The following is a 25,370-nucleotide window of genomic DNA, read 5'->3' on the forward strand; positions in this document are numbered from 1 at the left end:
AACTGCATTTTTCACGGCTAAACGACCAAACTGCGTGAAATGTCATACTTTCGCAACTTTCGGTAAAGCGTATTACGGCTCACCCCTAACTGCTGCGCCGTATGGCTCATGTGCCAGCGTTGCTGCTCCAGCGTTGCCAGCAAAGCCGCCCGCTCGGCGTCGTCCAGGGGCGAACGTGCAGGGCGCTGTTCACTCGATTGCGCGCGAGCCTGGCGGATGATCGCAGGTAAATCCTCAAGCCCGATCAGGCTTGTGTCGCACAGCGCGACCAGCGTGCGCAACACCGTACGCAGCTGTCGGATATTGCCCGGCCAGGCGTACACCAACAGAACTTCACGCGCTGCAGGCGTCAGGCCAACAGCCTGCTTACCCGCCTCCTGCGCCAGCAGGAAGTCCAGCAGTTGCGACTTGTCACGGCGCTCACGCAACGCCGGAAGGGCGACTTCCAGGCCGTTCAAGCGGTAATACAAATCCTCGCGAAAGCTGCCGTCCTGCACACGTTCAAGCAGATTTCGGTGGGTGGCGCTGATAATTCGCACGTTCACCGCCTGGGGCTCACCGCCGATAGGTACCACCAGGCGGTCCTCCAACACTCTCAACAAACGGGTTTGCAGCGCCACCGGCATATCGCCGATTTCATCCAGAAACAACGTACCGCCATCGGCTTGTTGCAGCTTGCCGCGCATGCCTTCCTTCAGCGCTCCGGTGAAACTGCCACCGCGATAGCCAAACAGCTCGCTTTCGATCAGGTTTTCCGGGATGGCCGCACAGTTGAGCGCGACAAAGGCCTTATCGGAACGCTGGCTGGCCCGGTGCACGGCCTTGGCGAACGCTTCTTTCCCGCACCCGGTTTCACCGTTGATCAGCAGTGGCACATCGCGCTCGAACACCCGCAGCGCCTTGCGCATTTCGTCTTGCAGCGCCGGGTCGCCCAGGCAAATCCCGGAAAGCCTTGGCGATGCGGGCTGGGTAGCCGGTGTGGGCACCCGGCGTGGCTGGCCTCTCAATGCCGCAAACAGGCTGCGCCCCTCACGGGTACGCAACGGCCAACTGGCGCTCGCAGTGGCGCTGGTGCGGCTCAGCAGTTGATCCAGTGTGCAGTCGAAAAACATCTCCACCGGCTGGCCGAGCAAACCGTTGCGCGCGCGGGCGAGCAGGTTCAGCGCGCTCTGGTTGGCCGCGCAAATGCGCCCCTCACCGTCGAACGCCAGCAGCCCTTCACTGAACAGGCCCACGGACTCTGCCTGCAGGTGAAAACGCAGTAGCCAATGGTGCTCAAAGTGGCGCAGGAAATAGCAACTCTCGATCATCTTCGCCGAGAGGTTGACCAGCGCCATGGTGTGGAATTGGCTCTGGCGCGACACCGCTTCCCGAGCCGACGACACGTCCAGCACCGCCAGCAGTTCACCGTGAGGATCGAACACCGGGCTCGCCGAGCAGGTCAGCCCGGTGTGACGGCCGCGAAAGTGTTCGTCGCGATGAATCGTCACGGACTGGCGCTCAACCAGGCACGTCCCGATGCCATTGGTGCCCTCGCGGGCCTCACTCCAATCGGCGCCCAGCCATAACCCGGCGCGCTCGAAAATCTTGCGCTCGGACGGCGCGGTGACGCAGTTGAGGATCACGCCGCGCGCGTCAGTGAGCAGCACCGCGTGGCCAGCGCCGGAGAGCTGTTGATGCAGGCTGTTCATCTCGTTGCCGGCGATGTGCAGCACCTGCTGCAGGCGTTCGCGACTTTCCAGCAGGCGCCCCTGTTCGAGCACGGTAGGGGCGATGGTTTGCGCGGGATCGAGGTGGTAGTCCTCCAGGCAGCGCAGCCAGGAGCGGGCAATGGACGGATCGCTGCCGGGGCCTTGGGAGCGTTCATGCCCGCGTGTGACGGTCAAGACTTGCTGGGCATGGCGACTGAACTGATCGTTGTGCATGTTCTTATTATTCTCCCTGCGTGAGAACGCCCAGCATCCTCCAGGCACCCAGCCATTGCAATCCCGACCCGACCCGCCGGTCACGGGCCGTATCGTTTATGACACACACTGTCACCCCACCTGTACCGACGGGGTGACAGCAACGCCCGGTAAAAATATTAACCCCTTGATTTACCTGGCCTGCAACGCAGTGGCCCAACCTTTGCTCTACGCTTTATCACGCGCTTGCCGCGCTGTACTCCAATAAACATAAAAGCAGGAGATGCCCACCATGCGTTATGCACACCCCGGTACTGAAGGCGCTATCGTTTCGTTCAAGGCCAAGTACGGCAACTACATCGGTGGAGAATTCGTTGCCCCGGTCGATGGCAATTACTTCACCAATACGTCGCCGGTCAACGGCAAGCCCATCGCCGAATTCCCGCGCTCCACTGCCAAAGACATCGACAACGCCCTGGACGCCGCCCACGCCGCCGCTGACGCCTGGGGCAAGACTTCGGCCCAGGACCGCTCGCTGGTCTTGCTGAAAATCGCCGACCGTATCGAACAGAACCTCGAACTGCTGGCCGTCACCGAAACCTGGGACAACGGCAAGGCCGTGCGCGAAACCCTCAACGCCGACATCCCGCTGGCCGCCGACCACTTCCGCTACTTCGCCGGCTGCATCCGCGCCCAGGAAGGCAGCAGCGCCGAAATCAACGAACTCACCGCCGCCTATCATTTCCATGAGCCGCTGGGCGTGGTCGGCCAGATCATCCCGTGGAACTTCCCCCTGCTGATGGCCGCCTGGAAGCTCGCCCCGGCCCTGGCCGCCGGTAACTGCGTGGTGCTCAAGCCCGCCGAACAAACGCCGCTGGGTATCAACGTGCTGATGGAGCTGATCGGCGACCTGCTGCCGCCCGGCGTACTCAACGTCGTGCACGGTTTCGGTAAAGAGGCCGGCGAAGCCTTGGCCACCAGCAAGCGCATCGCCAAGATCGCCTTCACCGGCTCCACCCCGGTGGGTTCGCACATCATGCATGCGGCGGCCGAGAACATCATTCCGTCCACCGTCGAACTGGGTGGCAAGTCGCCGAACATCTTCTTCGCCGACATCATGAAAGCCGAACCGCAATTCATCGAAAAGGCCGCCGAAGGCCTGGTGCTGGCGTTCTTCAACCAGGGCGAAGTGTGCACCTGCCCATCGCGCGCGCTGGTGGAAGAGTCGATCTATGAAGACTTCATGAAAGTGGTGATGAAAAAGGTCGAGTCGATCAAGCGCGGCGATCCGCTGGACACCGACACTATGGTTGGCGCCCAAGCGTCGGAGCAGCAGTTCGACAAGATTCTGTCCTATCTGGAAATCGCCAAGGGCGAAGGGGCGCAACTGCTCACCGGCGGCAAGGTGGAGAAGCTCAGCGGCGACCTGGCCACCGGCTATTACATCCAGCCGACCCTGCTCAAGGGCACCAACGAAATGCGCGTGTTCCAGGAAGAAATCTTCGGCCCAGTGGTAAGCATCACCACCTTCAAGGACGAAGCCGAAGCCCTGGCCATTGCCAACGACACCGAGTTCGGCCTGGGCGCCGGCCTGTGGACCCGCGACATCAACCGCGCCTACCGCATGGGCCGTGCGATCAAGGCCGGCCGCGTGTGGACCAACTGCTACCACCTGTACCCGGCGCATGCCGCGTTTGGCGGTTACAAGAAATCCGGTGTGGGCCGTGAGACGCACAAGATGATGCTGGACCATTACCAGCAGACCAAGAACTTGCTGGTGAGCTACGACATTAATCCATTGGGCTTCTTCTAACCCACAACACCCTCCCACCCTTGCAATGCAATCAAAGGTGGGAGGGGGCTTGCTCCCGATAGCGGTGGATCAGCCAACAACTCAGTAGCTGACACACCGCCATCGGGGGCAAGCCCCCTCCCACACTTAGAACTTCACAAGTACTTGCGAACTGCATTCGGCACACAGAGGCCGAGTTAAAACAATAAGAATGGAAGGTACTTCCCATGCCCAGCGAACCCACAAGTTCTTCCGTCGACTTCGAAAAAGTCGACTCCCAATACTTTCAACAACGCGAACTCAAAAAAGGCGCCGCCGGCTGGGTGTTGCTGGTCGGCCTCGGCGTCGCCTACGTCATCTCCGGCGACTACGCCGGCTGGAACTTCGGCCTGGCCCAGGGCGGTTGGGGCGGCATGTTTCTCGCCACACTGCTGATGGCCACCATGTACCTGTGCATGTGTTTTTCACTGGCCGAACTGTCTTCCATGATTCCTACCGCAGGCGGCGGCTACGGCTTTGCCCGCAGCGCGTTTGGCCCTTGGGGCGGGTTTCTCACGGGCACGGCGATCCTGATCGAATACGCAATCGCGCCCGCCGCCATCGCGGTGTTTATTGGCGCGTATTGCGAGTCGCTGTTCGGCATTGGCGGCTGGATGATCTATTTAGCGTTCTACATCATCTTTATCGGCATCCACATTTTTGGGGTGGGTGAAGCGCTGAAGCTGATGTTCGTGATTACCGCCATCGCAGCCATCGCCCTGGGCGTGTTTCTGGTAGCGATGGTGCCGCACTTCAATGTCGCCAACCTGCTGGATATCCCGGTGACCGAAGCCAAGGGTGCCAGCCCTTTCCTGCCGTTCGGCTACGTCGGCGTGTGGGCGGCGATCCCCTATGCGATCTGGTTTTTCCTCGCGGTAGAAGGCGTGCCCCTGGCCGCTGAAGAAACCAAGAACCCCAAACGCGACCTGCCACGCGGGCTGATCGGCGCGATTGTGGTGCTGACCAGTTTTGCCCTGTTGATTCTGGTGATCGCGCCGGGCGGTGCGGGCACTTACGCCTTGATCAAATCCGGCAACCCACTGGTGGAAGCGTTGGCATTGTCCTACGGCGGCTCGACCTGGATGGGCAGCTTCGTCAACCTGGTAGGCCTGGCCGGCTTGATCGCCAGCTTTTTTTCGATCATCTACGCCTATTCGCGGCAGATCTTTGCCCTGTCCCGCGCTGGCTACCTGCCGCGCAAGCTGTCCGAGACCAACAAGAGCAAGGCGCCGGTGTTGGCGCTGGTGATCCCCGGCATCATCGGTTTTGGCCTGTCGTTGACCGGCCAGGGTGATCTGCTGATTCTGGTGGCCGTGTTCGGCGCCACCATCTCCTATGTGCTGATGATGGCCGCCCACATCACCCTGCGCATCCGTCGCCCCAAAATGGAACGCCCCTACCGCACGCCGGGCGGCATCTTCACCTCGGGCGTGGCGCTGGTACTGGCCTGCGTGGCCGTGGTGGCGGGCTTTCTGGTGGATCCGCGCGTGGTCATTGGCGCCGCGATCATCTATGGAGTATTAATTGCTTACTTTGCTTTCTACAGCCGGCATCACTTGGTAGCGGGCACGCCGGAAGAAGAATTCGCGGCGATCCAGGCCGCAGAGGCCGCCTTGCACTAACTGCCGTAAACCTCGACGCGGGCGCCTTGCCCGCGTCGTCAAGGAGACACTGTATGGCAAGCTTTTCCCACGCGGTGGGTGCACAGACCTACCGCTTCGACAGCCTCAAGGACCTGATGGCCAAGGCCAGCCCGGCGCGTTCCGGCGACTTCCTGGCGGGCGTGGCGGCGCACAATGATGGCGAACGGGTCGCGGCCCAAATGGCGCTGGCCAACACCCCGCTCAAGCACTTCCTGGAAGAAGTGTTGATTCCCTATGAAAACGACGAAATCACCCGGCTGATCATCGATACCCACGACAAACAGGCCTTCGCCACGGTCAGCCACCTGACCGTCGGCGGCCTGCGCGACTGGCTGCTCAGCGACGCCGCCGATGAACAATCCCTACGCGCACTGGCGCCGGGGCTGACCCCGGAAATGGCCGCCGCCGTGTCCAAGATCATGCGCGTACAGGACCTGGTACTGGTGGCACAGAAGATCCGCGTGGTCACCCAATTTCGCGGCACCATGGGCCTGCGCGGACGCCTGTCCACACGCCTGCAACCCAACCATCCCACCGACGAACCGGCCGGTATCGCCGCCAGCATTCTCGACGGCCTGCTCTACGGCAACGGCGACGCGATGATCGGCATCAACCCGGCCACTGACAGCATCGCCTCGATCTGCGCCATGCTGGAGATGCTCGACGCAATCATCCAGCGCTACGACATCCCCACCCAGGCCTGCGTGCTGACCCACGTCACCACCTCCATCGAAGCGATCAACCGTGGCGTGCCGCTGGACCTGGTGTTCCAGTCGATCGCCGGCACCGAAGCGGCCAACGCCAGCTTCGGCATCAGCTTGAGCCTGCTGCAGGAAGGCTATGACGCGGGCTTGAGCCTCAACCGCGGCACTCTGGGGCAGAACCTGATGTATTTCGAAACCGGCCAGGGCAGCGCCTTGTCGGCCAACGCGCACTTCGGCGTCGACCAGCAAACCTGTGAAACCCGCGCCTATGCCGTGGCCCGGCACTTCAAACCGTTTCTGGTGAACACCGTGGTCGGCTTTATCGGCCCCGAATACCTGTACAACGGCAAACAGATCATCCGCGCCGGGCTCGAAGACCACTTCTGCGGCAAGCTGCTCGGCGTGCCGATGGGTTGCGACATCTGCTACACCAACCACGCCGAAGCCGACCAGGACGACATGGACACCCTGCTGACCCTGCTCGGCGTGGCCGGGATCAATTTCATCATGGGCATCCCCGGCTCCGACGACATCATGCTCAATTACCAGACCACCTCGTTCCACGATGCGCTGTACGCGCGCCAGACACTGGGGTTGAAACCGGCGCCGGAGTTCGAGCAATGGCTGGCGAAAATGGGCATCTTTACGCAAGCCGACGGCAAGGTACGCTTCGGCAACAGCCTGCCACCGGCGTTCCGCCACGCGTTGGCGCAACTGGGATGAAGGAGCCGCCTGTGCAACTCGACCTGCCTGACAACCCATGGCTGCAACTGCGCCGCCTGACCCCGGCGCGCATTGCCCTGGGCCGCACCGGCACCAGCATTCCCACCAACGCGCAGCTGGATTTCCAGTTGGCCCACGCCCAGGCGCGGGATGCGGTGCATCTGCCCTTCGACCATCAAGCGCTGAGCCGCCAATTCGCCGAACGCGACCGCGACAGCCTGTTGCTGCACAGCGCCGCCACCGACCGGCATATGTACCTGCAACGGCCGGATCTGGGACGCCGCCTCAGCGATGAATCGGCGCAGACCCTGCGTGATTACGCGGCGGCGCATCCCGATGGCGTGGACCTGGCGATCGTGGTCGCCGATGGCCTGTCGGCGCTGGCCGTGCATAAACACACCGCGCCTTTTCTTACACGCCTGGAAGAACAGACCCACGCCGAAGGTTGGTCTCTGTCACCGGTGATCCTGGTGGAACAGGGCCGCGTCGCCGTGGCCGATGAGATCGGGCAGCTACTCGGCGCCAAAATGGCGGTGATCCTGATCGGCGAACGGCCGGGGCTGAGTTCGCCGGACAGCCTGGGCCTGTATTTCACCTACAACCCCAAGGTTGGCCTCACCGACGCCTATCGCAACTGCATCTCCAATGTGCGCCTGGAAGGCCTGAGCTACGGCATGGCGGCCCATCGCCTGCTGTACCTGATGCGCGAGGCCTGTCGCCGGCAACTGTCCGGGGTCCATCTCAAGGATGAGGCGCAACTGCAGACGATCGAATCAGATGACCCGGACCTGATGAAAGGCAACTTCCTGCTTAGCCCACCTGCGGATTGATCGCGGCACGATTGCGCTTTTTCGCGGCATTAGGCAGCATCAAGCCACCACCGCGCGTGTGGTCATACCCATTTGGATGTTGAGGCCTGGCATGCGGATTATTCAAGCGACCCTGGAACACCTGGACCTGCTGACCCCGTTGTTCGTCAAATACCGCGAGTTCTATGGTGCCCTGCCGTTCCCGGACTCCTCGCGGGCCTTTCTGGAAAAGCGCCTGCGGCGCAAGGAATCGGTGATCTACCTGGCGCTGGCCGATGATGATGACAAGCGACTGCTGGGGTTCTGCCAGCTGTATCCGAGCTTTTCCTCGTTGTCGTTAAAACGCGTGTGGATCCTCAATGACATCTACGTGGCCGAGGACGCACGTCGACAATTGGTCGCCGACAATCTGATGCGCACGGCGAAGAAGATGGCCAAGGAAACCCACGCGGTGCGGTTGCGGGTGTCTACCAGCAGCGACAACGACGTGGCGCAAAAGACTTATGAGTCGATAGGGTTTCGCGAAGACACCGAATTCAAAAACTACGTGCTGTCGATCAACGAAGACTGACCCTCAAACACCGCCGATCCCCTGTGGGAGGGGGCTTGCTCCCGATAGCGGTATGTCAGCCAATATTCATGTCACTGACCCACCGCCATCGGGAGCAAGCCCCCTCCCACATTAAACCGGCACCCAACCGCTTCACACTTTCACGACACTCCCCGCTACAAAAGCCACACGCTTTTCACCATTCAATCCGTATAATGCCGACCTTTCAGGGTTGTAAGAATCTCGACATACACGTGTAGCCTTATTCCCCGTCGTCCCCGCACTGGCCTGCTGAGCCGGGCCATTCACACAGGTGCCATCCATGGATTTCAACCCGCTTGACCTTATCCTGCATCTCGACGTTTACCTCGACATGCTGGTAACCAACTATGGTCCGTGGATCTACGCCATTCTGTTCCTGGTGATTTTTTGCGAGACCGGCCTGGTGGTCATGCCGTTCCTGCCGGGTGATTCGTTGCTGTTCATTGCCGGCGCTGTCGCCGCAGGTGGCGGCATGGACCCGGTGTTGCTGGCCGGCCTGCTGATGCTGGCAGCCATCCTCGGCGACAGCACCAACTATGTAATAGGACGAACCGTGGGCGAGCGCTTGTTCAGCAACCCGAACTCGAAAATTTTCCGCCGCGACTACCTGCAAAAAACCCACGACTTCTATGACAAGCACGGCGGCAAGACCGTGACCCTGGCGCGCTTCCTGCCGATCCTGCGCACCTTCGCGCCGTTCGTCGCCGGCATTGCCAAGATGCCCTACCCGCGTTTCTTCGGTTTCAGCGTGCTGGGCACCATCCTTTGGGTCGGCGGCCTGGTGACTTTGGGTTACTTCTTCGGCAACGTGCCATTTATCAAGAAGAACCTGTCGTTGCTGGTGGTGTTCATCATCTTGCTATCCCTTGTGCCGATGATCATCGGCGTGGTGCGCAGCCGCTTTGGCCGCACCTCCTCCGAAGCCAACCCGCACTGATCGCCCATGTGGTCCCTCAGCGCCTGGCGTCGCCGGCGCCTGCTGGCCAAGCACCCGATTGCCGATGACACCTGGCAACGGGTGCGTCACCACCTGACCTTCCTCGACGGCATCACCGCCGAGCAAGACCAGTGGCTGCGCGAAGCCTGTGTGCTGTTCCTCGCCGAAAAACACCTCACCGCCCTGCCCGGCGTCGAACTGCATCAGGAACAGCGCTTGCTGCTCGCGGCCCAGGCGCAACTGCCGCTGATGAACCTGGGTGACCTCGACTGGTATCAGGGCTTCCATGAAATCGTGCTGTACCCTGACGACTTTCTCAGCCCGCAACGTCATCGCGATGCCAGCGGCGTGGAACATGAGTGGGACGGCGAGCACAGCGGCGAAGCCTGGCAACAAGGCCCGGTGATCCTCGCCTGGCCCGGCGTGCTGGCCAGCGGCCAATGGGAAGGCTACAACCTGGTCATCCATGAGCTGGCGCACAAACTGGACATGCTCAACGGCGACGCCAACGGCCTGCCCCCACTGCACAACGACATGCGCGTGCAGGAATGGGCCAGCGTGATGCAAAGCGCCTTCGACGACCTCAATCACCAACTGGACGCCAACCCGGACGCCGACACCGAGATCGACCCGTACGCAGCGGAAAACCCGGCGGAATTCTTTGCCGTCACCAGCGAGTATTTTTTCAGCGCCCCGGATTTACTGGTCCGCCATTACCCACAGGTGTACGCCCAACTCAGCCGCTTCTACCGCCAGGACCCGCTGGCCCGCCTGACCCAACTGCAAGCCCACGACCCGCGCTACCAGCCGCAGGTCGAATGACCGTACGACGCTTGGCGCATGGCATCGGCGTCAGAATATGCCTATAATCGCCGCCACTTTTAGGCCAATCCGGCCATGTCATATGGCCAACTACGGGGGCAACGCCCAATGAGCTACAGCAAGATTCCGGCTGGCAAAGACCTGCCGAACGACATCTACGTCGCCATCGAAATTCCGGCCAACCACGCGCCGATCAAATACGAAATCGACAAAGACAGCGACTGCCTGTTCGTTGACCGTTTCATGGCCACCCCGATGTTCTACCCGGCCAACTACGGTTTCATTCCCAACACCCTGGCTGACGACGGTGACCCCCTCGACGTGCTGGTCGTGACCCCTTACCCGGTCACCCCAGGCTCGGTCATCCGCGCACGCCCGGTCGGCATCCTGAACATGACCGACGACGGCGGCGGTGATGCCAAAGTTATCGCAGTGCCACACGACAAGCTGTCCCAGCTGTACGTCGACGTGAAGGAATACACCGACCTGCCGCCACTGCTGCTGGAACAGATCAAGCACTTCTTTGAGAACTACAAAGACCTCGAAAAAGGCAAATGGGTAAAGATCGACGGTTGGGGCAACGCAGACGCTGCCCGTGCCGAAATCATGAAGTCGGTAGCCGCCTACAAAGGCTGATACTTGCGCCTCATTGCCACGGCAATTAAAAAGCCCCGATTATTCGGGGCTTTTTTTATGAACATTAAACACCGAGTTCAACGTTTGATTTCCATGTTTAACTAACACGAATGAATGAAGAATCAAGCTACAACTAAGGAAAAACCTACACACGCAACTCAACGCATAGTTTATTTGAATAGTTTTCCTGGCCGGTAAACTCTGCGTTTATGAATACATCAGGTGATCGTTTAAAAGCGCTATTACGGGAAGTTCATCTTTCCGCCTCCGACTTCGCCAAGAATCGCGGCGTCACGCCTCAGCACGTGAACAACTGGTTCAAACGCGGCGTCCCCATGGGCCGACTCAACGAGTTCGCAGAACTGCTGTGCGTTTCCAGTCGCTGGTTAAGCGACGGTCGCGGCCCCAAACACCCACCGGTCAACTACCTGTTGGACGGCCCCACCGCAAGGATTGCACCGACCCGCGAAGACATCGGCAAATACCTCACAGGCCCTGCCTGCCGCCCGGATAATACCGACGTGGAGATCCCCCTCCACCCCACATTCACCTCAACCGAACGCATCCGCGTCACCCAGCACACCCTCGAAACCCTCAACGTAAACCCCGACCGCGCGGTAGGCGCCTACATGGTCGACAACAGCATGATCGACATCATCCAACAAGGCGCCACCCTCGCCATCGATAAAGGCCGCACTCAAATCATCGACGGCGAAATCTACGCCGTCGAACACGACGGCATGCTGCGCATCAAATACCTCTACAACCGGCCTGGCGGCGGCCTGCGCATGCGCAGCCACAACGCCAGCGAACACCCGGACGAATACCTCACCTATGACGAACGCTTCGAGCAGAACTTCCAGATAGTCGGCTGGGTATTCTGGTGGTCCACCCTCAACAACCGCCGCCCACCGGTGCCGCTGGACGAACACCTGCTGGGCTGGGAAGGCTCTGAATCGGAACCGGAGGTGGGCAACTGAGGTGAATGTGGGTATCATGCGCCGCACATTTGGCAGGGGTGGCTTTAAGCTATTTACCCTGCCAGGCGATGCGGAGGAGTTCCCGCGGATGCCCCTACTATTCAGCCCGACGCAATGTGGGCTGAGCGATTTGAAGGCTGGTGAGGTTTGTCAAAAACAAGCTGAGGCAGTCCCCGAGAAGCCGGCCACAAGCCGGCTTTTTAATGCCCGTCTATCTCAGATCAATTGTCCAACAGCTGCTGGACAATTGAATGGTCAAAAGAGGCCGCTTAGCGACTTGCCGGCCTTGCACGTCATGAGGCCTGCAAACATTCCACAGCCCGATCGGCCACCATCTTGGCCATCTCCACCAAATGCATCACCGCCCTCTGCGGCGCAGCCACTGGTTCGCCGAGCACATGCGACGTAGCCACCGCACAATGCAACAGCTCAGCCACCTGAAGCCAGGCGTCCTCGAAACTCAGTTCTTCGCTGACCGTAAACGGATTGGTCACAGCTGATGACGGCGAATCCGAACAAACATTATCCATAGCAAAACTCCAATCGATAATTTGGAGCTGCCACTTCCCGCGACTAAACAAAAGGCGGCAGCTGTACGCAGGTTAGTCGACCGGTCGATTGGGAACCCGGCGCACCCGAAGGTGCCCTGCGCACAGCTACCATAAGATGCAGGCGGAGAAATGCCTGACTCATGAATTGCTTATGCGCCAATCGATTCCGGGCGACTAAACCCGATCACTGAATGTGCAGTGACAATCCGCAGCCTAGTCACCCATTTCCGCTGGCGCAATGCGGTTGGGATTCTCTCGGAAACGTCCTGCGAATGAAAGGGATAGGACCTGCTGGCCCTTCAAAGTCAAAAATCCCCCATCGCTCTTCACATTGATTTATGCAACAGGCTACTGCACAAGCCAGAAAAAACCATCGTCCTTTTTAAGTTGACAGTAAGACTCCTCCCACCCGATTTATCCGTCACGAGCCACCCATTAATCTGTGCCCATGTTGAACACAACGCCCAACCAACCTAAACAAAAAAGGATTCAACCATGAGCACTCCAACCTACAACCGCCTGAACAAAGACGACGCCATCGTGCTGTTGGTCGACCACCAGACCGGCCTGATCTCCCTGGTGCAGGACTTCTCACCCAACGAGTTCAAGAACAACGTGCTGGCCCTGGCCGACCTGGCCAAGTTCTTCAACCTGCCGACCATTCTCACCACCAGTTTCGAGCAAGGCCCCAACGGCCCGCTGGTGCCGGAGTTGAAGGAAATGTTCCCGGACGCGCCGTATATCGCTCGCCCAGGCCAGATCAACGCCTGGGACAACGAAGACTTCGTCAAGGCGATCAAGGCCACCGGGCGCAAGCAGATCATCATCGCTGGCGTGGTGACGGATGTGTGCGTGGCGTTCCCGACCTTGTCGGCGCTGGCGGAAGGGTTTGAGGTGTTCGTGGTAACGGATGCGTCGGGCACGTTCAATACCACGGTGCAGCAGGCGGCATGGAGCCGGATGACCCAGGCGGGTGCGCAGTTGATGAACTGGTTTTCGGTGGCGTGCGAGTTGCACCGCGACTGGCGCAACGATATCGAAGGGCTGGGGAATTTGTTGTCGCAGCGCATTCCTAACTACCGCAATTTGATGAATGGGTATGCGGCGTTGACGGCGCAGCAGAAATAAGCGAACCGAACCTGATGACAAGCCTGCCCTTAAAAGCAGGCTTTCGTTGCTTGCCCGACGTCGTCTCGGGGCCGGTAAGTTTGTCCAGAAGCGCGATTAGATGGCACTAAGTGAATTGTGCAAGCCCTCTTGCACAAACTCCGAATCCGGCCACGCCCCGGCAAAGCACGCATGTATTTAAGATTGTGCACTGATGAAGTGCAAGCTGAAACGCGGTGAGCCGAATAACGCCGCTAATCGGCTCACCGCCTGCACACCCCCACTCATTTGCCCCAATCCCCCATGTCTGCTAGTGTCGCGCCGGTTTACCGTCTACCGGAATTGCCGCCATGGCCCGCAAAAAAGTTGCACTCGATTTCGAACAATCCCTCGCCGACCTGCAAACCCTGGTCGAGCGTCTGGAGAACGGCGAGTTGTCGCTGGAAGACTCGTTGACGGCGTTTGAGCAAGGCATCGGCCTGACCCGTGACTGCCAGAGCGCGCTGGCGCTGGCTGAGCAGAAAGTGCAGGTATTGCTTGAGCGTGATGGGGAGTTGGCCGAAGAACCTTTCGATGCGGAACAACCCGAATGATCGATGCGTATCAGGCCAGTAGCCAAGCCCGGGTGAATGCGGCGCTGGAGCCCTTGTTTGTTGCGCCAAGCCCGGAAATGAAGCGTCTTTACGACGCCATGCGCTATAGCGTGATGAATGGCGGCAAGCGCGTGCGCCCGTTGCTGGCGTATGCGGCGTGTGAAGCGCTGGGTGCGCCAGCCGAGGACGCGAATGGCGCGGCCTGTGCGGTAGAACTGATTCACGCCTACTCCCTGGTACACGACGATCTGCCGGCGATGGACGACGACGATTTGCGTCGCGGCCAGCCGACCACCCATAAAGCCTTCGATGAAGCCTATGCGATCCTGGCCGGTGATGGCCTGCAGAGCCTGGCGTTCAGCGCGTTGCTCGACCCGCGTTTGAGCCGCGTGAATGCCGAGATCCGCCTGCGCATGGTCACCGCCCTGGCCCTGGCGGCAGGCCCGGCCGGCATGGTCGGCGGGCAGGCTATCGACATGGGTTCGGTCAGCCTCAAGCTGGATCAAACAGCCCTGGAACACATGCATCGTCACAAGACCGGCGCGTTGATCGAAGCTGCGGTGCAGCTCGGTGCCCTGGCCAGTGGCCGGGCCGAAGCCGCGCAATTGGCGGCGCTGCACGCCTATTCACGGGCTGTTGGCTTGGCGTTCCAGGTGCAGGACGACATTCTCGACGTGGAAAGTGACACCGCGACCCTCGGCAAACGCCAGGGCGCCGATATCGCTCGGGACAAACCGACCTATCCTGCGCTACTCGGGCTTGCGGCCGCCAAGGCGTATGCCCTGGAACTGCGCGACCAGGCCCTGGACGCCCTGCGACCTTTCGACGCGGCGGCTGAGCCGTTGCGTGACCTGGCGCGGTATATCGTCGAACGTCGCCACTGATAACCGTGGCGATCAGCGCCGCATATCGGCCAAGTTGGCGCCCCTGCGTGGGCAGTTTGCAACGCTTGAGGTAAACTGCCGCCTCTTCTATACCTATAACGATTCGCCTGATGCCCACGACGTTCCAAGAGATTCCCCGCAAGCGCCCGTCCACGCCCCTGCTCGACCGTGCTGCCACGCCGGACGGCCTGCGTCGACTGGGTGAAGCCGAGCTGGAAACCCTGGCCGATGAACTGCGCCTGGAATTGCTCTACACGGTCGGCCAGACCGGTGGGCATTTCGGCGCCGGGCTGGGCGTGATCGAGCTGACCATCGCCTTGCACTACGTATTCGACACCCCGGACGACCGGCTGGTGTGGGACGTGGGCCATCAGGCGTATCCGCATAAAATCCTCACCGGGCGTCGCGAGCGTATGGCCAGCCTGCGCCAGAAGGACGGTATCGCCGCCTTCCCGCGTCGCTCCGAGAGCGAGTACGACACCTTTGGCGTCGGCCACTCCAGCACTTCGATCAGCGCAGCGCTGGGCATGGCGATTGCCGCTCGCCTGCAAAACAGCGATCGCAAGGCAATTGCGGTGATCGGTGATGGCGCGCTGACTGCGGGCATGGCCTTCGAAGCGTTGAACCATGCGCCGGAAGTGGACGCCAACATGCTGGTGATCCTCAACGACAACGACATGTCGATTTCGCGAAACGTCGGCGGCCTGTCCAATTACCTGGCTAAAATCCTCTCCAGCCGCACTTACGCCAGCATGCGCGAAGGCAGCAAGAAAGTGCTGTCGCGCCTGCCCGGCGCGTGGGAAATCGCCCGCCGCACGGAAGAATATGCCAAGGGCATGCTGGTGCCCGGCACGCTGTTCGAAGAATTGGGTTGGAACTACATCGGCCCTATAGACGGCCATGACCTGCCGACCCTGATCGCCACGCTGCGCAATATGCGTGACCTCAAGGGCCCGCAGTTCCTGCATATCGTCACCAAAAAAGGCAAAGGCTTCGCGCCGGCGGAAGTCGACCCGATTGGTTACCACGCGATTACCAAGCTGGAACCGCTGGACGCCCCCGCCGCTGCGCCGAAAAAGGCCAGCGGGCCGAAGTATTCCGGTGTCTTTGGCGAATGGCTGTGCGACATGGCCGCCGCAGACCCGCGCCTGGTGGGGATTACCCCGGCGATGAAGGAAGGCTCCGACCTGGTGGCCTTCAGCGAGCGTTTCCCGTTGCGTTACTTCGATGTGGCGATTGCCGAGCAGCACGCAGTGACTTTCGCCGCCGGCATGGCCTGCGAAGGCGCCAAGCCGGTGGTAGCGATTTACTCCACCTTCCTGCAACGCGGTTATGACCAGCTGGTGCATGACGTGGCGGTGCAGAACCTCGACGTCTTGTTCGCCATCGACCGCGCCGGCCTGGTGGGCGAAGACGGCCCGACCCACGCCGGCAGTTTCGACCTGTCCTACCTGCGCTGCATCCCTGGCATGCTGGTGATGACGCCCAGCGACGAGAACGAACTGCGCAAGATGCTCAGCACCGGCCACCTGTACAACGGTCCGGCGGCCGTGCGCTATCCGCGCGGGAATGGCCCGAATGCGCTCATCGAGAAAGACCTGGAGCCTATCGAGATCGGCAAGGGCATCGTGCGCCGCCAGGGCAGCAAGACGGCCTTCCTGGTGTTCGGTGTGCAACTGGCCGAAGCCTTGAAAGTCGCCGAGAAGATCGACGCCACCGTGGTCGACATGCGGTTCGTCAAACCGCTGGATGAAGCGTTGGTGCGCGAGATTGCCGCTGGCCATGAGCTGCTGGTGACGGTCGAAGAAAACGCCATCATGGGCGGTGCCGGCGCGGCGGTCAGCGAGTTCCTGGCGCGGGCGAATATCCTCAAGTCGGTGCTGCACCTGGGCCTGCCGGATATGTACGTCGAACACGCCAAACCGGCGCAGATGCTGGCTGAATGTGGGTTGGATGAAGCCGGTATCGAAGCCTCGGTGCGCGAGCGCTTGGCGCTCCTGAATCAGTAACTGGATCCAAATGTGGGAGGGGGCTTGCTCCCGATAGTGGTGGATCAGCCAACTTATATATGACTGAACCACCGCCATCGGGAGCAAGCCCCCTCCCACATTTGATTTGTGTCACCTTCAAAGGCCATGGGTAGCCCATGAAACATCTTCGTCTCGCCCTGCCCCTGCTGCTTCTGCCAGCCTCGCACCTGCTCGCCGACACCCGGGACCAGGCCCTGAAGCTCTCCGACGTGGTCATCAGCGCCAACCGCCAGGTGCAGGCGCGCAATGACAGCAGCGCCGCCAACACCGTATTTACCCGCGCCGATATCGACAGCCTGCAACCTTCCAGCCTGACCGACCTGCTCAGCCGCGTGCCCGGCGTGCAAGTTGCGCCCACCGGCGGCCGTGGCAGCTTGCCGGGCATTTACATTCGCGGCACCAAGTCTGCGCAAAGCCTGGTGCTGGTGGACGGCCAGCGCATTGCCAACACCACGTCCGGTGACAGCGGCCTGCAATACCTGAACGTCGACCAGATTGAGCGCGTGGAAGTGCTGCGCGGTTCACGTTCGGTGATTTACGGCAGCGATGCGATTGGGGGGTGATCCAGGTGTTTACCCGGCGCAACGCCGCGCAAGGCCTGCAACCGCGCCTGAAGCTGGGTTTTGGCAGCAACCAGACATGGCAGCGCAGCCTCGGCCTGTCGGGCGGCGATGAACAGACGCGCTTCAACCTGGGCGCAAGCCTGGATGAAACCGCCGGCATCAATTCAACCCATCAGTCGTTTCCCAGCGATGGCGACCACGATGCCTACCGCAACCGGTCCCTGAGCCTGAACCTCAGCCATTCGTTCAGCGACGAGCTGGAGGTGGGTTTCAACCTATTGGATAACCGCGGCAAGTCAGAGTACGACAACAGCTTCGGGCGCTATGACTTCGCCAGCGGGCAAAGCCTCGGTCAGAAACCCTACACCGACTACACCGTCAGCAGTGCCAGCGGTTATGTCGACGCCGCCCTCAGCGAAGGCTGGCAGTCGCGCCTGGAACTGGGCCACAGCGAAAACCGCGACACCAAGCGCGATACCCTCAGCGATGATTTCAGCGTGTTCGATACCTACCGCGACTCGGTCAACTGGCAGAACGACCTGACGCTGGACGACCGCAACAGCTTGATCGTCGGTGGCGACTGGTACGAAGACCGCTTCCACGGCTCCACCACCTTTACCGAAGACAGCCGCTGGAACCGCGCCGCCTTTGTGCAGCACCGTTTCCAGGGTGAGTGGTTTTCCACCGAACTGGGCCTGCGCCGCGACCAGAACCAGCAGTTCGGCGGCCAGAACAGCTGGAGTGGCACGCTGACGGTGCCGATCAATCCGGACAACGATGTGTTGCTCAGCTACAGCGAAGGCTTCCGTGCGCCCACCTTCAACGACCTGTATTACCCCGATACGCAGTACAGCAACCCCAACCTGCAGCCTGAGCGCTCAAAGAGTTACGAGCTGCAATGGCGCAGTCAGTTAACCGACAGCACCCGGCTCGAGGCCTCGCTGTACCGCACCGACCTGAGTGACGCGATCATCCTCGACGGCGGCAAGCCGCAGAACGTGGCGTCGGCGCAGATCAATGGTTTTGAGGCGGCGCTCAAGCAGGAGCTGTATGGCTGGCAGGGCAACCTGGGCGTGTCGCTGATCGACCCGCGTGATCGCGACAGCGGCCATACTTTGGCACGCCGTGCACGGCGCACGGTGAACCTGGATCTGGACCGGCAGTTCGATAAGTTCGGCGTAGGCGCAAGCTGGCAGGCGATCAGCAGCAGCTACGATGACGAAGCCAACCGTAATCGCCTGGGCGGTTACGCCTTGCTGGGCCTGCGCAGCAGTTGGGCGTTGAGCCACGCGGTGTCGCTGTCGTTGAAGGTCGATAACCTGTTGGACAAGGCCTATTCCCGTGCGCGCTACAGCTATAACGATCCGGCGTTCCTGAGCAATCAGGATTACCGTGAAGAAGGCCGGGTCTGGATGTTCGGCGTAACGTGGACGCCGCAGATGTGAGGCGGCACAAAATGTGGGAGGGGGCTTGCCCCCGATAGCGGCCTCACAAATTCGGCGCAATCACCCGACACAACCGCGCCAGCGCTTCCAGCATCTGCCCGCTGGGCCGTTCCAGGCCCTTGTCCGGCACCAAGCGCACGCGCGCCATCATCGCTGGCCAGACCTTCCAAGCGTCCAGTTGCGCCTGGTCGCCCACCAGGATCAGCTCGGGATCACGCTGCAACACTGATTCGACACTGACCTGCGGCGCCGGCAGCGTGAGGTCGTCGAACACGTTACGCGCCCCGCACACCGTCAACGCATCACTGATGATCTGCCCACCGCCCACGGTGTACAGCGGCTGGTTCCATACCTGGTAAAACACCCGCACCGGCTCGGCGCGCTGATAGCGCTGGCGCAGGTCGGCGAGGCGTTGGCGCAGTTTGTCGGCAAGTACTCGGCCGGCCTCCCCGCGCACCAATTGCTCGGCAATGGCTTGGACCTGAGCGGTCAGTTGTTCAAGGCTATGGGGCTCGGCGATGTACACCGGCAGGTTCAGGCGCTGCAACTGCTCGCGCTGGGCCGCGCCGATGCTGCCGGGCCAGAGCAGGATCAGATCGGGCTTGAGGCTGAGCAGGCGTTCCATGTCCAACTGGCCGTAGCGGCCGACCGATGGCACGTTTGCCAGTTCTGCCGGACGATCGCCGCCATCGAGCACGCCGACCAATAAGTCAGCGGCACCCAACTCGACCACGATTTCGGAAAGCGACGGCGCCAGGCTCACCACTCGCTCGACCGCCACCACCTGGGCGCTGAATACCAGCAGCAACGCCAGCCCGTAGCGCTTCATCCCAACTGACGCGGTATGCGATAGAGGTAAAACAGCACCATCGTCGACAGCGCCAGCAAGAACAGCGGCACCGCTTCCAGGCCGACGAACACCGCCAGCGCGCCGATCCAGGCCGGTAACGCTGCCACCAGCAAGGCCGTGCGCCGACGCGCCGCAAGGGCGATCCAGGCGGCGGGTTCTTCAGGGGTGTCGAGGGCTTTGGAGGTGGCGATCAGCGCGTGTTTATAGGCGTGAAAATAACGCAGGCTGAGAAACATCGAGGCCACGCCGGCGATAAACAACGGCATGGCCAGTACGGGAAGCAGGGACTCGGCACGGCCGAACACCAGGTTGATCACAAACAATGGCAGCAATGCCAGGGCCAGGTACTGCCACCAGTTGAAGGACAGTCGCCGTTTCACCTGGCCGCGGGTCACGCGCGGTCGACCTCGCCTTGATGCTCATTGCCCATCATGTGGTCGAGCTTGCTGGCTTTGGTGGCCAAGTAGAGTTTGTTGTGCGGGTTGTGCCCGGTGTGCAGCGGGACGCGCTCGGCCACGGTGATGCCCATTTCGGTCAAGGCTTTGACCTTGCGCGGGTTGTTGGTCATCAGGCGCAGGGATTTCACGCCCAGGTGCTCGAGCATCGGCAGGCAGATGGCGTAGTCACGCTGGTCGGCAGCAAAGCCCAGGCGCTCGTTGGCTTCCACGGTGTCGGCGCCGCCATCTTGCAATTCATAGGCGCGGATCTTGTTCAGCAGGCCGATGCCACGGCCCTCCTGTCGCAAGTACAGCAGAACGCCACGGCCTTCACGGGCGATGGCCTGCAACGCGGCTTCCAATTGCGAACCGCAGTCACAGCGCTGGCTGAACAGCGCGTCGCCGGTCAGGCATTCGGAATGCACGCGGCCCAGCACCGGCGCACCATCAGCGATATCGCCCAGGCTGAGCACAACGTGCTCGCGCCCGGTGGCTTCTTCGAGAAAGCCGCTCATGGTGAACGTGGCAAAGGGGGTAGGCAGCTTGGAAGCGGCGACGAAAACGACGGGCACCGTGTGCTCCTGATTTCAGATTTCACAGAGGCGGGCATTGTAACAGCCTGTTCCTACAGACGCTTAAGCTGAATGATCGCTGATAAAGATCAATAGGTTCGATTGGCCTTCGGCTTGGTTCTATGCAGGTCAGAACGGATAGGGCTGTTTCCAGCGTTCGAAAATCGGCTTCAACTCGCCGCTTTTCACCAAGACAGTCATGCGCTGGTCGTAGACTTTCATCAATGCTCGCCCGCGTTCGTTATCGGCAAAGGCTATATAGAGCGGCAGTTCCATGATGTGCGTGAGGGTGAACCGGGACGGGTCGTCGGCCTGACTGAGCACGTACTTGGCTTCGGTGAGGGCCTCAATGTAGAAGTCTGCATGGCCGTATTGCAGCATCGCTAAAATGCCGCTGCGGCGCTGAATCTGGTTGAACCGGCGCACATTCGGCAAATATTTCTCGTATTTATAGCCACGCACCCAGGCCAGGCGGTAATCGCCGAGCGTCGCCAGGTTGGGCGTGGGCAACGTGGCCAGCCCGAGGGCATAGATAGGGTCGGAATCGAAAGGCCAGTGCGGGTACAGCACCTGGTCAGCTTCGTCGCGATAGACACCGACGCAGCCATCCACCTCGCCACGCTGGGCCAGGCCAATCGAGCGGGTATAGGGCGCGCTGTGGATTTGCAAGGCGACGCCTGCCGGTTCAAACACCCGGCGCAACACGTCCCAGGCCAGGCCGCTGCCATCTTTGCCGGTGTAGTCGTTCCACTCCTCGCTGGCCAGCATGATCTTGCCAGGCACCGGGGCTTCATCCGCCTGGAGCACAGCGGTAAAGGCGCACAGCATGATCAGCAACCAGCGGCGCACACTCATAGTGACGGCTTCCTACGTGGAGATATTCATATGAAGGGTAGCCCAGGGCGCCGGCTACGGCAGCTCGCGGAAATGCTGATAGCCGTGCACTGCCGGGGTAATGTCCTGGCCGTGGCTGTCGAGCAGCGTCACGCCCTGCCCCGCTTCGGCCCGTCCGATCACATGGATCGGCCAGCCATTGGCCCGCAACGGTGCCAGTTCGGCCTGGGGTAGCGTGAACACCAGCACATAGTCGTCGCCCCCACTCAACGCGGCCACACGGGCCTCGTCGTTGCCGACAAACGCCAGCAATGCCGCCGACAACGGCACCGCATCGCGCTCGATCAACAGGCTGACAGCCGATGCTCTGGCGATATGCCCGCAATCGGCCAATAACCCGTCGGAGATATCCATGGCCGAGGTTGCTTTACCGCGCAGGGCCAGGCCCAACGCCAGTTGCGGCTGCGGCGACCAATAGTGGGCGAGCAGCGGTTCGGCGATGGCGGCTGCCGCGCTGCGCTGACCCAATACCAGCGGCAAGGCCCCGGCCGCATTGCCCAACTCCCCACCGACGCACAGCAGGTCCCCCGGCCGCGCACCGCTGCGCGTCAAGGCAAGCCCGGCCGGCACGCGGCCAAACACGGTCAAGGTCAGGCTCAGCGGCCCCCGCGTGGTATCGCCGCCCACCAGGCCCACGCCGCAGCGTTGCGCCATGGCGTTCAAACCCTGGGCATAGCGTTGCAACCAGTCGGCATCGACGGTCGGCGTGGTCAAGGCAAGAGTAAACGCGAGCGGGTGGGCGCCCATGGCGGCCAAATCGCTTACCGCCACGGCCAGCGAGCGCTGGCCGAGCAGGAACGGTTCACACGGGTCGGCAAAGTGCACGCCGGCCACTAAGGTGTCTGTAGAAACTGCCAACTGCTCCCCGGCGGGGAGCGCGAGCAAGGCGCAGTCATCGCCGATCCCCAGGGCAATGCCTTCGCCGCCTTGCGCACAGGGCGCGGCGGCGAAGTAGTTGCGGATCAGCTCGAACTCGCCCACGGGACTCAAGCGCAAATCAGCGCTTGTGTTCCTTCACTTCGGCTTCACGCAGGCGCGGAGCCAGCTTGTCGAGCACGCCGTTGACAAACTTGTGGCCGTCGGTCGAACCGTAGACTTTCGCCAGTTCGATGCCTTCGTTGATCACCACGCGGTACGGTACGTCGACGCGCTTGAGCAGTTCCCAGGTGGACAGGCGCAATACGGCCAGTTCAACCGGGTCCAGCTCTTCGAGGGTCAGGTCCAGGCATGGCGACAGCGCGGCGTCGATCTCGGTCAGGTTGGCCGGAACACCGTGCAGGATGTCGTGGAAGTAGCTCTGGTCGGCGAAGGTGAAATCGTTGTCGACGCGAAATTGCGCTTCGATTTCGTTCAGCGACGTACCGGCCATGTGGCGCTGGTACAGAGCCTGGGTCGCGAGCTGACGGGCCGCGCGACGCTTTTCGCTTTTCGACGGTTTGCCGGCGTCAGCTGGACGCTCGTCGCGAGGGTTGAAACGATCGCTCTCGTCGGAAATCACTTGGCCTCCAACTGCGACAGCAGGCTGACCATTTCCAGGGCGGACAGGGCAGCTTCAGCGCCTTTGTTACCGGCCTTGGTGCCGGAGCGCTCGATGGCTTGTTCGATGGAATCCACGGTCAGCACGCCGAATGCGACCGGCACGCCGAACTCCATGGACACCTGGGCCAGGCCCTTGGTGCATTCGCCTGCCACGTATTCGAAGTGCGGGGTACCGCCACGAATGACCGCGCCCAGGGCAATGATCGCCGCGTACTCACCCTGCTGGGCAACCTTTTGCGCAACCAGTGGAATTTCGAAGGCGCCAGGGGCACGGATAATGGTGATGTCGCTCTCGCTCACACCGTGGCGAACCAGGGCGTCAACGGCACCGCTTACCAGGCTTTCAACCACGAAGCTGTTGAAGCGGCCAACCACCAGGGCATAGCGGCCTTGGGGGGCGATGAAGGTACCTTCGATGGTCTTCAGGGTCATTCGACAAATCTCTTAAAGAGCCGGGACGCGAAAAGTGCGTCCCTCAGTGATGATTTAACCGCGAACAAGGGGCAAAAAATCGCCAGCCTTTATTCGGAGGGCACGTATTCTACAACTTCCAGATCGAAACCGGATATCGCATTAAATTTCATCGGTGCGCTCATCAGGCGCATTTTGCGCACACCGAGGTCGCGCAGAATCTGCGAACCGGCACCGACGATGCTGTAGGTGGTCGGTTTTTTCACCGGCGCGTGCTCCGCCGTTTCGCGGATATGCGCCAGCAACACGTCGCCATCCAGCGGGTGACCAAGCAACAGCACCACGCCACTGCCCGCCTCGGAAACCGCGGCCATGGCGGCGCGCAGGCTCCAGCGGCCGGGCTGCTTGACCATCAGCAAGTCGCGCAGCGGGTCCATGTTGTGTACGCGCACCAAGGTGGGCTCGTCGGCGCAGATATTGCCCAGGGTAAGGGCCATGTGCACGTCGCCTTCCACTGAATCACGGTAGGTCACCAAATTGAATTGGCCCAGTTCGCTGTCCAGCGGCTGCTCGGCAATCCGCTGAACGGTACGTTCGTGGATCATGCGGTAGTGGATCAGGTCGGCAATGGTGCCGATCTTGAGGTTGTGTTCGGCGGCGAACGCTTCAAGTTCACTGCGACGGGCCATGGTGCCGTCGTCGTTCATCACTTCACAGATGACGCCGCTCGGCTCGAACCCGGCCATGCGCGCCAGGTCGCAGGCCGCTTCGGTATGGCCGGCGCGGGCCAGGGTACCGCCGGGTTGGGCCATCAGCGGGAAGATGTGGCCCGGGCTGACGATGTCTTCGGCCTTGGCATCCTTGGCGGCGGCAGCCTGCACGGTGCGGGCGCGGTCGGCGGCGGAGATGCCGGTGGTCACGCCGGTGGTAGCTTCAATCGATACGGTGAACTTGGTGCCGAAACCCGAGCCATTGCGCGGCGCCATCAATGGCAGCTTGAGCAATTCACAGCGTTCGCGGCTCATGGGCATGCAGATCAACCCACGGGCGTGCTTGGCCATGAAGTTGATGTGCTCAGGCAGGCAGGCCTCGGCGGCCATGATGATGTCGCCTTCGTTTTCGCGATCTTCGTCATCCATCAGGATGACCATCTTGCCTTGGCGGATGTCTTCAACCAGTTCTTCGATGCTATTGAGCGCCACGCGGCACCCCCTTGGTCAGGATTTCAGGTAGCCGTTAGCGGCCAGAAAACTTTCGGTGATGTTACCCGATGCAGGCTCTGCGGCCTTTTCGCCGAGCAACAGGCGCTCCAGGTAACGGGCAAGCAAGTCCACTTCCAGGTTCACCCGGCGGCCTGGCTGGTAGGCGGCCATGATGGTTTCGCTGAGGGTGTGGGGAATGATGGTCAGTTCGAATTCGGCGCCATTGACGGCGTTCACGGTCAGGCTGGTGCCGTCGACGGTGATCGAGCCTTTGTGGGCGATGTACTTGGCCAGCTCCTTCGGCGCGCGAATACGAAATTCCACGGCGCGTGCGTTTTCGCTGCGCGCCACGACTTCGCCGACGCCATCGACATGGCCGCTGACCAGGTGGCCGCCCAGGCGTGTGGTCGGCGTCAGGGCTTTTTCCAGGTTGACCGGGCTGCCGGCCGCAAGATCGCTCATCGCGGTGCAGTCCAGGGTCTCGCGGCTGACATCGGCGGCAAAGCCATTGCCCGGCAGCTCGACGACGGTCAGGCACACACCGCTGACGGCGATGCTGTCGCCCAGCTTGACGTCGCCCAGATCGAGCTTGCCGGTTTCAACCAGCAGGCGGATGTCGCCGCCCTTGGGGGTCATGGCGCGGATGCTGCCGATGGCTTCGATAATGCCGGTGAACATGTCGTGCTCCTGAAAACGGGGGGCTGACGCTTG

The 25,370-nt window shown here is 61.4% G+C and carries 24 protein-coding genes and 1 pseudogene; 14 read left to right on the plus strand and 11 right to left on the minus strand.

The window, feature by feature from the left end; genetic code table 11:
- Positions 1 to 17: 17 nt before the first annotated feature.
- Positions 18 to 1,925: a sigma-54-dependent Fis family transcriptional regulator gene (locus tag C4J87_RS22620; protein WP_124368493.1), complete on the minus strand. Its 1,908-nt coding sequence runs from the start codon at positions 1,923 to 1,925 to the stop codon at positions 18 to 20.
- Positions 1,926 to 2,196: 271 nt separating this feature from the next.
- Here C4J87_RS22620 and C4J87_RS22625 point away from each other — a divergent pair, with 271 nt between their 5' ends.
- The 9 genes from C4J87_RS22625 (at position 2,197) to C4J87_RS22665 (ending at position 11,581) form a co-directional block, all read left to right on the plus strand.
- Complete coding sequence (locus tag C4J87_RS22625; RefSeq protein ID WP_124368494.1) at positions 2,197 to 3,717, plus strand: aldehyde dehydrogenase family protein; 1,521 nt, start codon at positions 2,197 to 2,199, stop codon at positions 3,715 to 3,717.
- A gap of 206 nt (positions 3,718 to 3,923) precedes the next feature.
- Complete coding sequence (gene eat / locus C4J87_RS22630) at positions 3,924 to 5,357, plus strand: ethanolamine permease (protein WP_124368495.1); 1,434 nt, start codon at positions 3,924 to 3,926, stop codon at positions 5,355 to 5,357.
- Between the two features lie 53 nt (positions 5,358 to 5,410).
- Entirely contained in the window at positions 5,411 to 6,805 is a 1,395-nt protein-coding gene (locus tag C4J87_RS22635; protein ID WP_124368496.1) for an ethanolamine ammonia-lyase subunit EutB, read from the plus strand.
- Positions 6,802 to 7,635, plus strand: coding sequence for an ethanolamine ammonia-lyase subunit EutC (gene eutC, locus C4J87_RS22640; RefSeq protein WP_124368497.1), 834 nt, complete (start codon positions 6,802 to 6,804; stop codon positions 7,633 to 7,635). Before C4J87_RS22635 ends, eutC begins: the two co-directional genes overlap by 4 nt.
- Before the next feature lie 91 nt (positions 7,636 to 7,726).
- Complete coding sequence (locus C4J87_RS22645) at positions 7,727 to 8,185, plus strand: N-acetyltransferase (protein WP_124368498.1); 459 nt, start codon at positions 7,727 to 7,729, stop codon at positions 8,183 to 8,185.
- A 301-nt stretch (positions 8,186 to 8,486) separates the two neighbouring features.
- Positions 8,487 to 9,143, plus strand: a complete 657-nt coding sequence (locus C4J87_RS22650; protein WP_046069710.1) for a DedA family protein — start codon at positions 8,487 to 8,489, stop codon at positions 9,141 to 9,143.
- 6 nt (positions 9,144 to 9,149) lie between these two features.
- Entirely contained in the window at positions 9,150 to 9,965 is an 816-nt protein-coding gene (locus C4J87_RS22655) for a zinc-dependent peptidase (RefSeq protein WP_124368499.1), read from the plus strand.
- A 108-nt stretch (positions 9,966 to 10,073) separates the two neighbouring features.
- On the plus strand, positions 10,074 to 10,601 hold the full coding sequence (gene ppa / locus C4J87_RS22660; RefSeq protein WP_003176323.1) for an inorganic diphosphatase: 528 nt from the start codon (positions 10,074 to 10,076) through the stop codon (positions 10,599 to 10,601).
- A 209-nt stretch (positions 10,602 to 10,810) separates the two neighbouring features.
- Entirely contained in the window at positions 10,811 to 11,581 is a 771-nt protein-coding gene (locus C4J87_RS22665) for a S24 family peptidase (protein WP_124368500.1), read from the plus strand.
- Between the two features lie 293 nt (positions 11,582 to 11,874).
- On the opposite strand, the gene C4J87_RS22675 is transcribed toward C4J87_RS22665, so the two are convergent.
- A complete protein-coding gene (locus tag C4J87_RS22675) occupies positions 11,875 to 12,111 on the minus strand; it encodes a hypothetical protein (RefSeq protein WP_124368501.1) in 237 nt (78 codons plus the stop codon).
- Between the two features lie 516 nt (positions 12,112 to 12,627).
- On the opposite strand from C4J87_RS22675, the gene ycaC reads away from it, so the two are divergent.
- From ycaC to C4J87_RS22700, 5 genes and pseudogenes are all read left to right on the plus strand, one after another.
- A complete protein-coding gene (gene ycaC, locus C4J87_RS22680; protein WP_057724871.1) occupies positions 12,628 to 13,260 on the plus strand; it encodes an isochorismate family cysteine hydrolase YcaC in 633 nt (210 codons plus the stop codon).
- Positions 13,261 to 13,589: 329 nt separating this feature from the next.
- On the plus strand, positions 13,590 to 13,832 hold the full coding sequence (locus C4J87_RS22685; protein WP_124368502.1) for an exodeoxyribonuclease VII small subunit: 243 nt from the start codon (positions 13,590 to 13,592) through the stop codon (positions 13,830 to 13,832).
- Positions 13,829 to 14,716: a polyprenyl synthetase family protein gene (locus C4J87_RS22690; protein WP_124368503.1), complete on the plus strand. Its 888-nt coding sequence runs from the start codon at positions 13,829 to 13,831 to the stop codon at positions 14,714 to 14,716. The genes C4J87_RS22685 and C4J87_RS22690 overlap by 4 nt, the downstream gene beginning before the upstream one ends.
- 110 nt (positions 14,717 to 14,826) lie before the next feature.
- On the plus strand, positions 14,827 to 16,725 hold the full coding sequence (gene dxs, locus C4J87_RS22695; protein WP_124368504.1) for a 1-deoxy-D-xylulose-5-phosphate synthase: 1,899 nt from the start codon (positions 14,827 to 14,829) through the stop codon (positions 16,723 to 16,725).
- Positions 16,726 to 16,862: 137 nt separating this feature from the next.
- Positions 16,863 to 18,754 (plus strand): annotated as a pseudogene (locus C4J87_RS22700) (TonB-dependent receptor domain-containing protein).
- Between the two features lie 43 nt (positions 18,755 to 18,797).
- Here C4J87_RS22700 and C4J87_RS22705 read toward each other — a convergent pair.
- The 9 genes from C4J87_RS22705 to C4J87_RS22745 form a co-directional block, all read right to left on the minus strand.
- Positions 18,798 to 19,583 (minus strand): cobalamin-binding protein, encoded by a 786-nt coding sequence (locus tag C4J87_RS22705; RefSeq protein ID WP_124368505.1) that lies wholly within the window; start codon positions 19,581 to 19,583, stop codon positions 18,798 to 18,800.
- Positions 19,580 to 19,999, minus strand: a complete 420-nt coding sequence (locus C4J87_RS22710; protein WP_124364584.1) for a nuclear FMR1 interacting 1 family protein — start codon at positions 19,997 to 19,999, stop codon at positions 19,580 to 19,582. The genes C4J87_RS22705 and C4J87_RS22710 overlap by 4 nt, the downstream gene beginning before the upstream one ends.
- Positions 19,996 to 20,613 carry a GTP cyclohydrolase II gene (ribA, locus tag C4J87_RS22715; RefSeq protein WP_124368506.1) on the minus strand — a complete coding sequence of 206 codons (618 nt, stop codon included), beginning with the start codon at positions 20,611 to 20,613 and terminating at the stop codon, positions 19,996 to 19,998. The genes C4J87_RS22710 and ribA overlap by 4 nt, the downstream gene beginning before the upstream one ends.
- Before the next feature lie 129 nt (positions 20,614 to 20,742).
- Positions 20,743 to 21,468 carry an ABC transporter substrate-binding protein gene (locus tag C4J87_RS22720; RefSeq protein ID WP_124368507.1) on the minus strand — a complete coding sequence of 242 codons (726 nt, stop codon included), beginning with the start codon at positions 21,466 to 21,468 and terminating at the stop codon, positions 20,743 to 20,745.
- Positions 21,469 to 21,522: 54 nt separating this feature from the next.
- Positions 21,523 to 22,488, minus strand: a complete 966-nt coding sequence (gene thiL / locus C4J87_RS22725; protein ID WP_124369025.1) for a thiamine-phosphate kinase — start codon at positions 22,486 to 22,488, stop codon at positions 21,523 to 21,525.
- 16 nt (positions 22,489 to 22,504) lie between these two features.
- Positions 22,505 to 23,005 carry a transcription antitermination factor NusB gene (gene nusB / locus C4J87_RS22730; protein WP_101273191.1) on the minus strand — a complete coding sequence of 167 codons (501 nt, stop codon included), beginning with the start codon at positions 23,003 to 23,005 and terminating at the stop codon, positions 22,505 to 22,507.
- The gene (ribE, locus tag C4J87_RS22735) at positions 23,002 to 23,478 is read right to left on the minus strand and encodes a 6,7-dimethyl-8-ribityllumazine synthase (RefSeq protein WP_122539990.1); all 477 of its coding nucleotides are present in this window, start codon (positions 23,476 to 23,478) and stop codon (positions 23,002 to 23,004) included. Before ribE ends, nusB begins: the two co-directional genes overlap by 4 nt.
- Positions 23,479 to 23,567: 89 nt before the next feature.
- Entirely contained in the window at positions 23,568 to 24,659 is a 1,092-nt protein-coding gene (gene ribBA / locus C4J87_RS22740) for a bifunctional 3,4-dihydroxy-2-butanone-4-phosphate synthase/GTP cyclohydrolase II (RefSeq protein ID WP_124368508.1), read from the minus strand.
- 15 nt (positions 24,660 to 24,674) lie between these two features.
- Positions 24,675 to 25,337, minus strand: coding sequence for a riboflavin synthase (locus C4J87_RS22745; RefSeq protein WP_124368509.1), 663 nt, complete (start codon positions 25,335 to 25,337; stop codon positions 24,675 to 24,677).
- Positions 25,338 to 25,370: the final 33 nt, after the last annotated feature.

The organism is Pseudomonas sp. R1-43-08, from assembly GCF_003852255.1.
Classification (GTDB): domain Bacteria; phylum Pseudomonadota; class Gammaproteobacteria; order Pseudomonadales; family Pseudomonadaceae; genus Aquipseudomonas.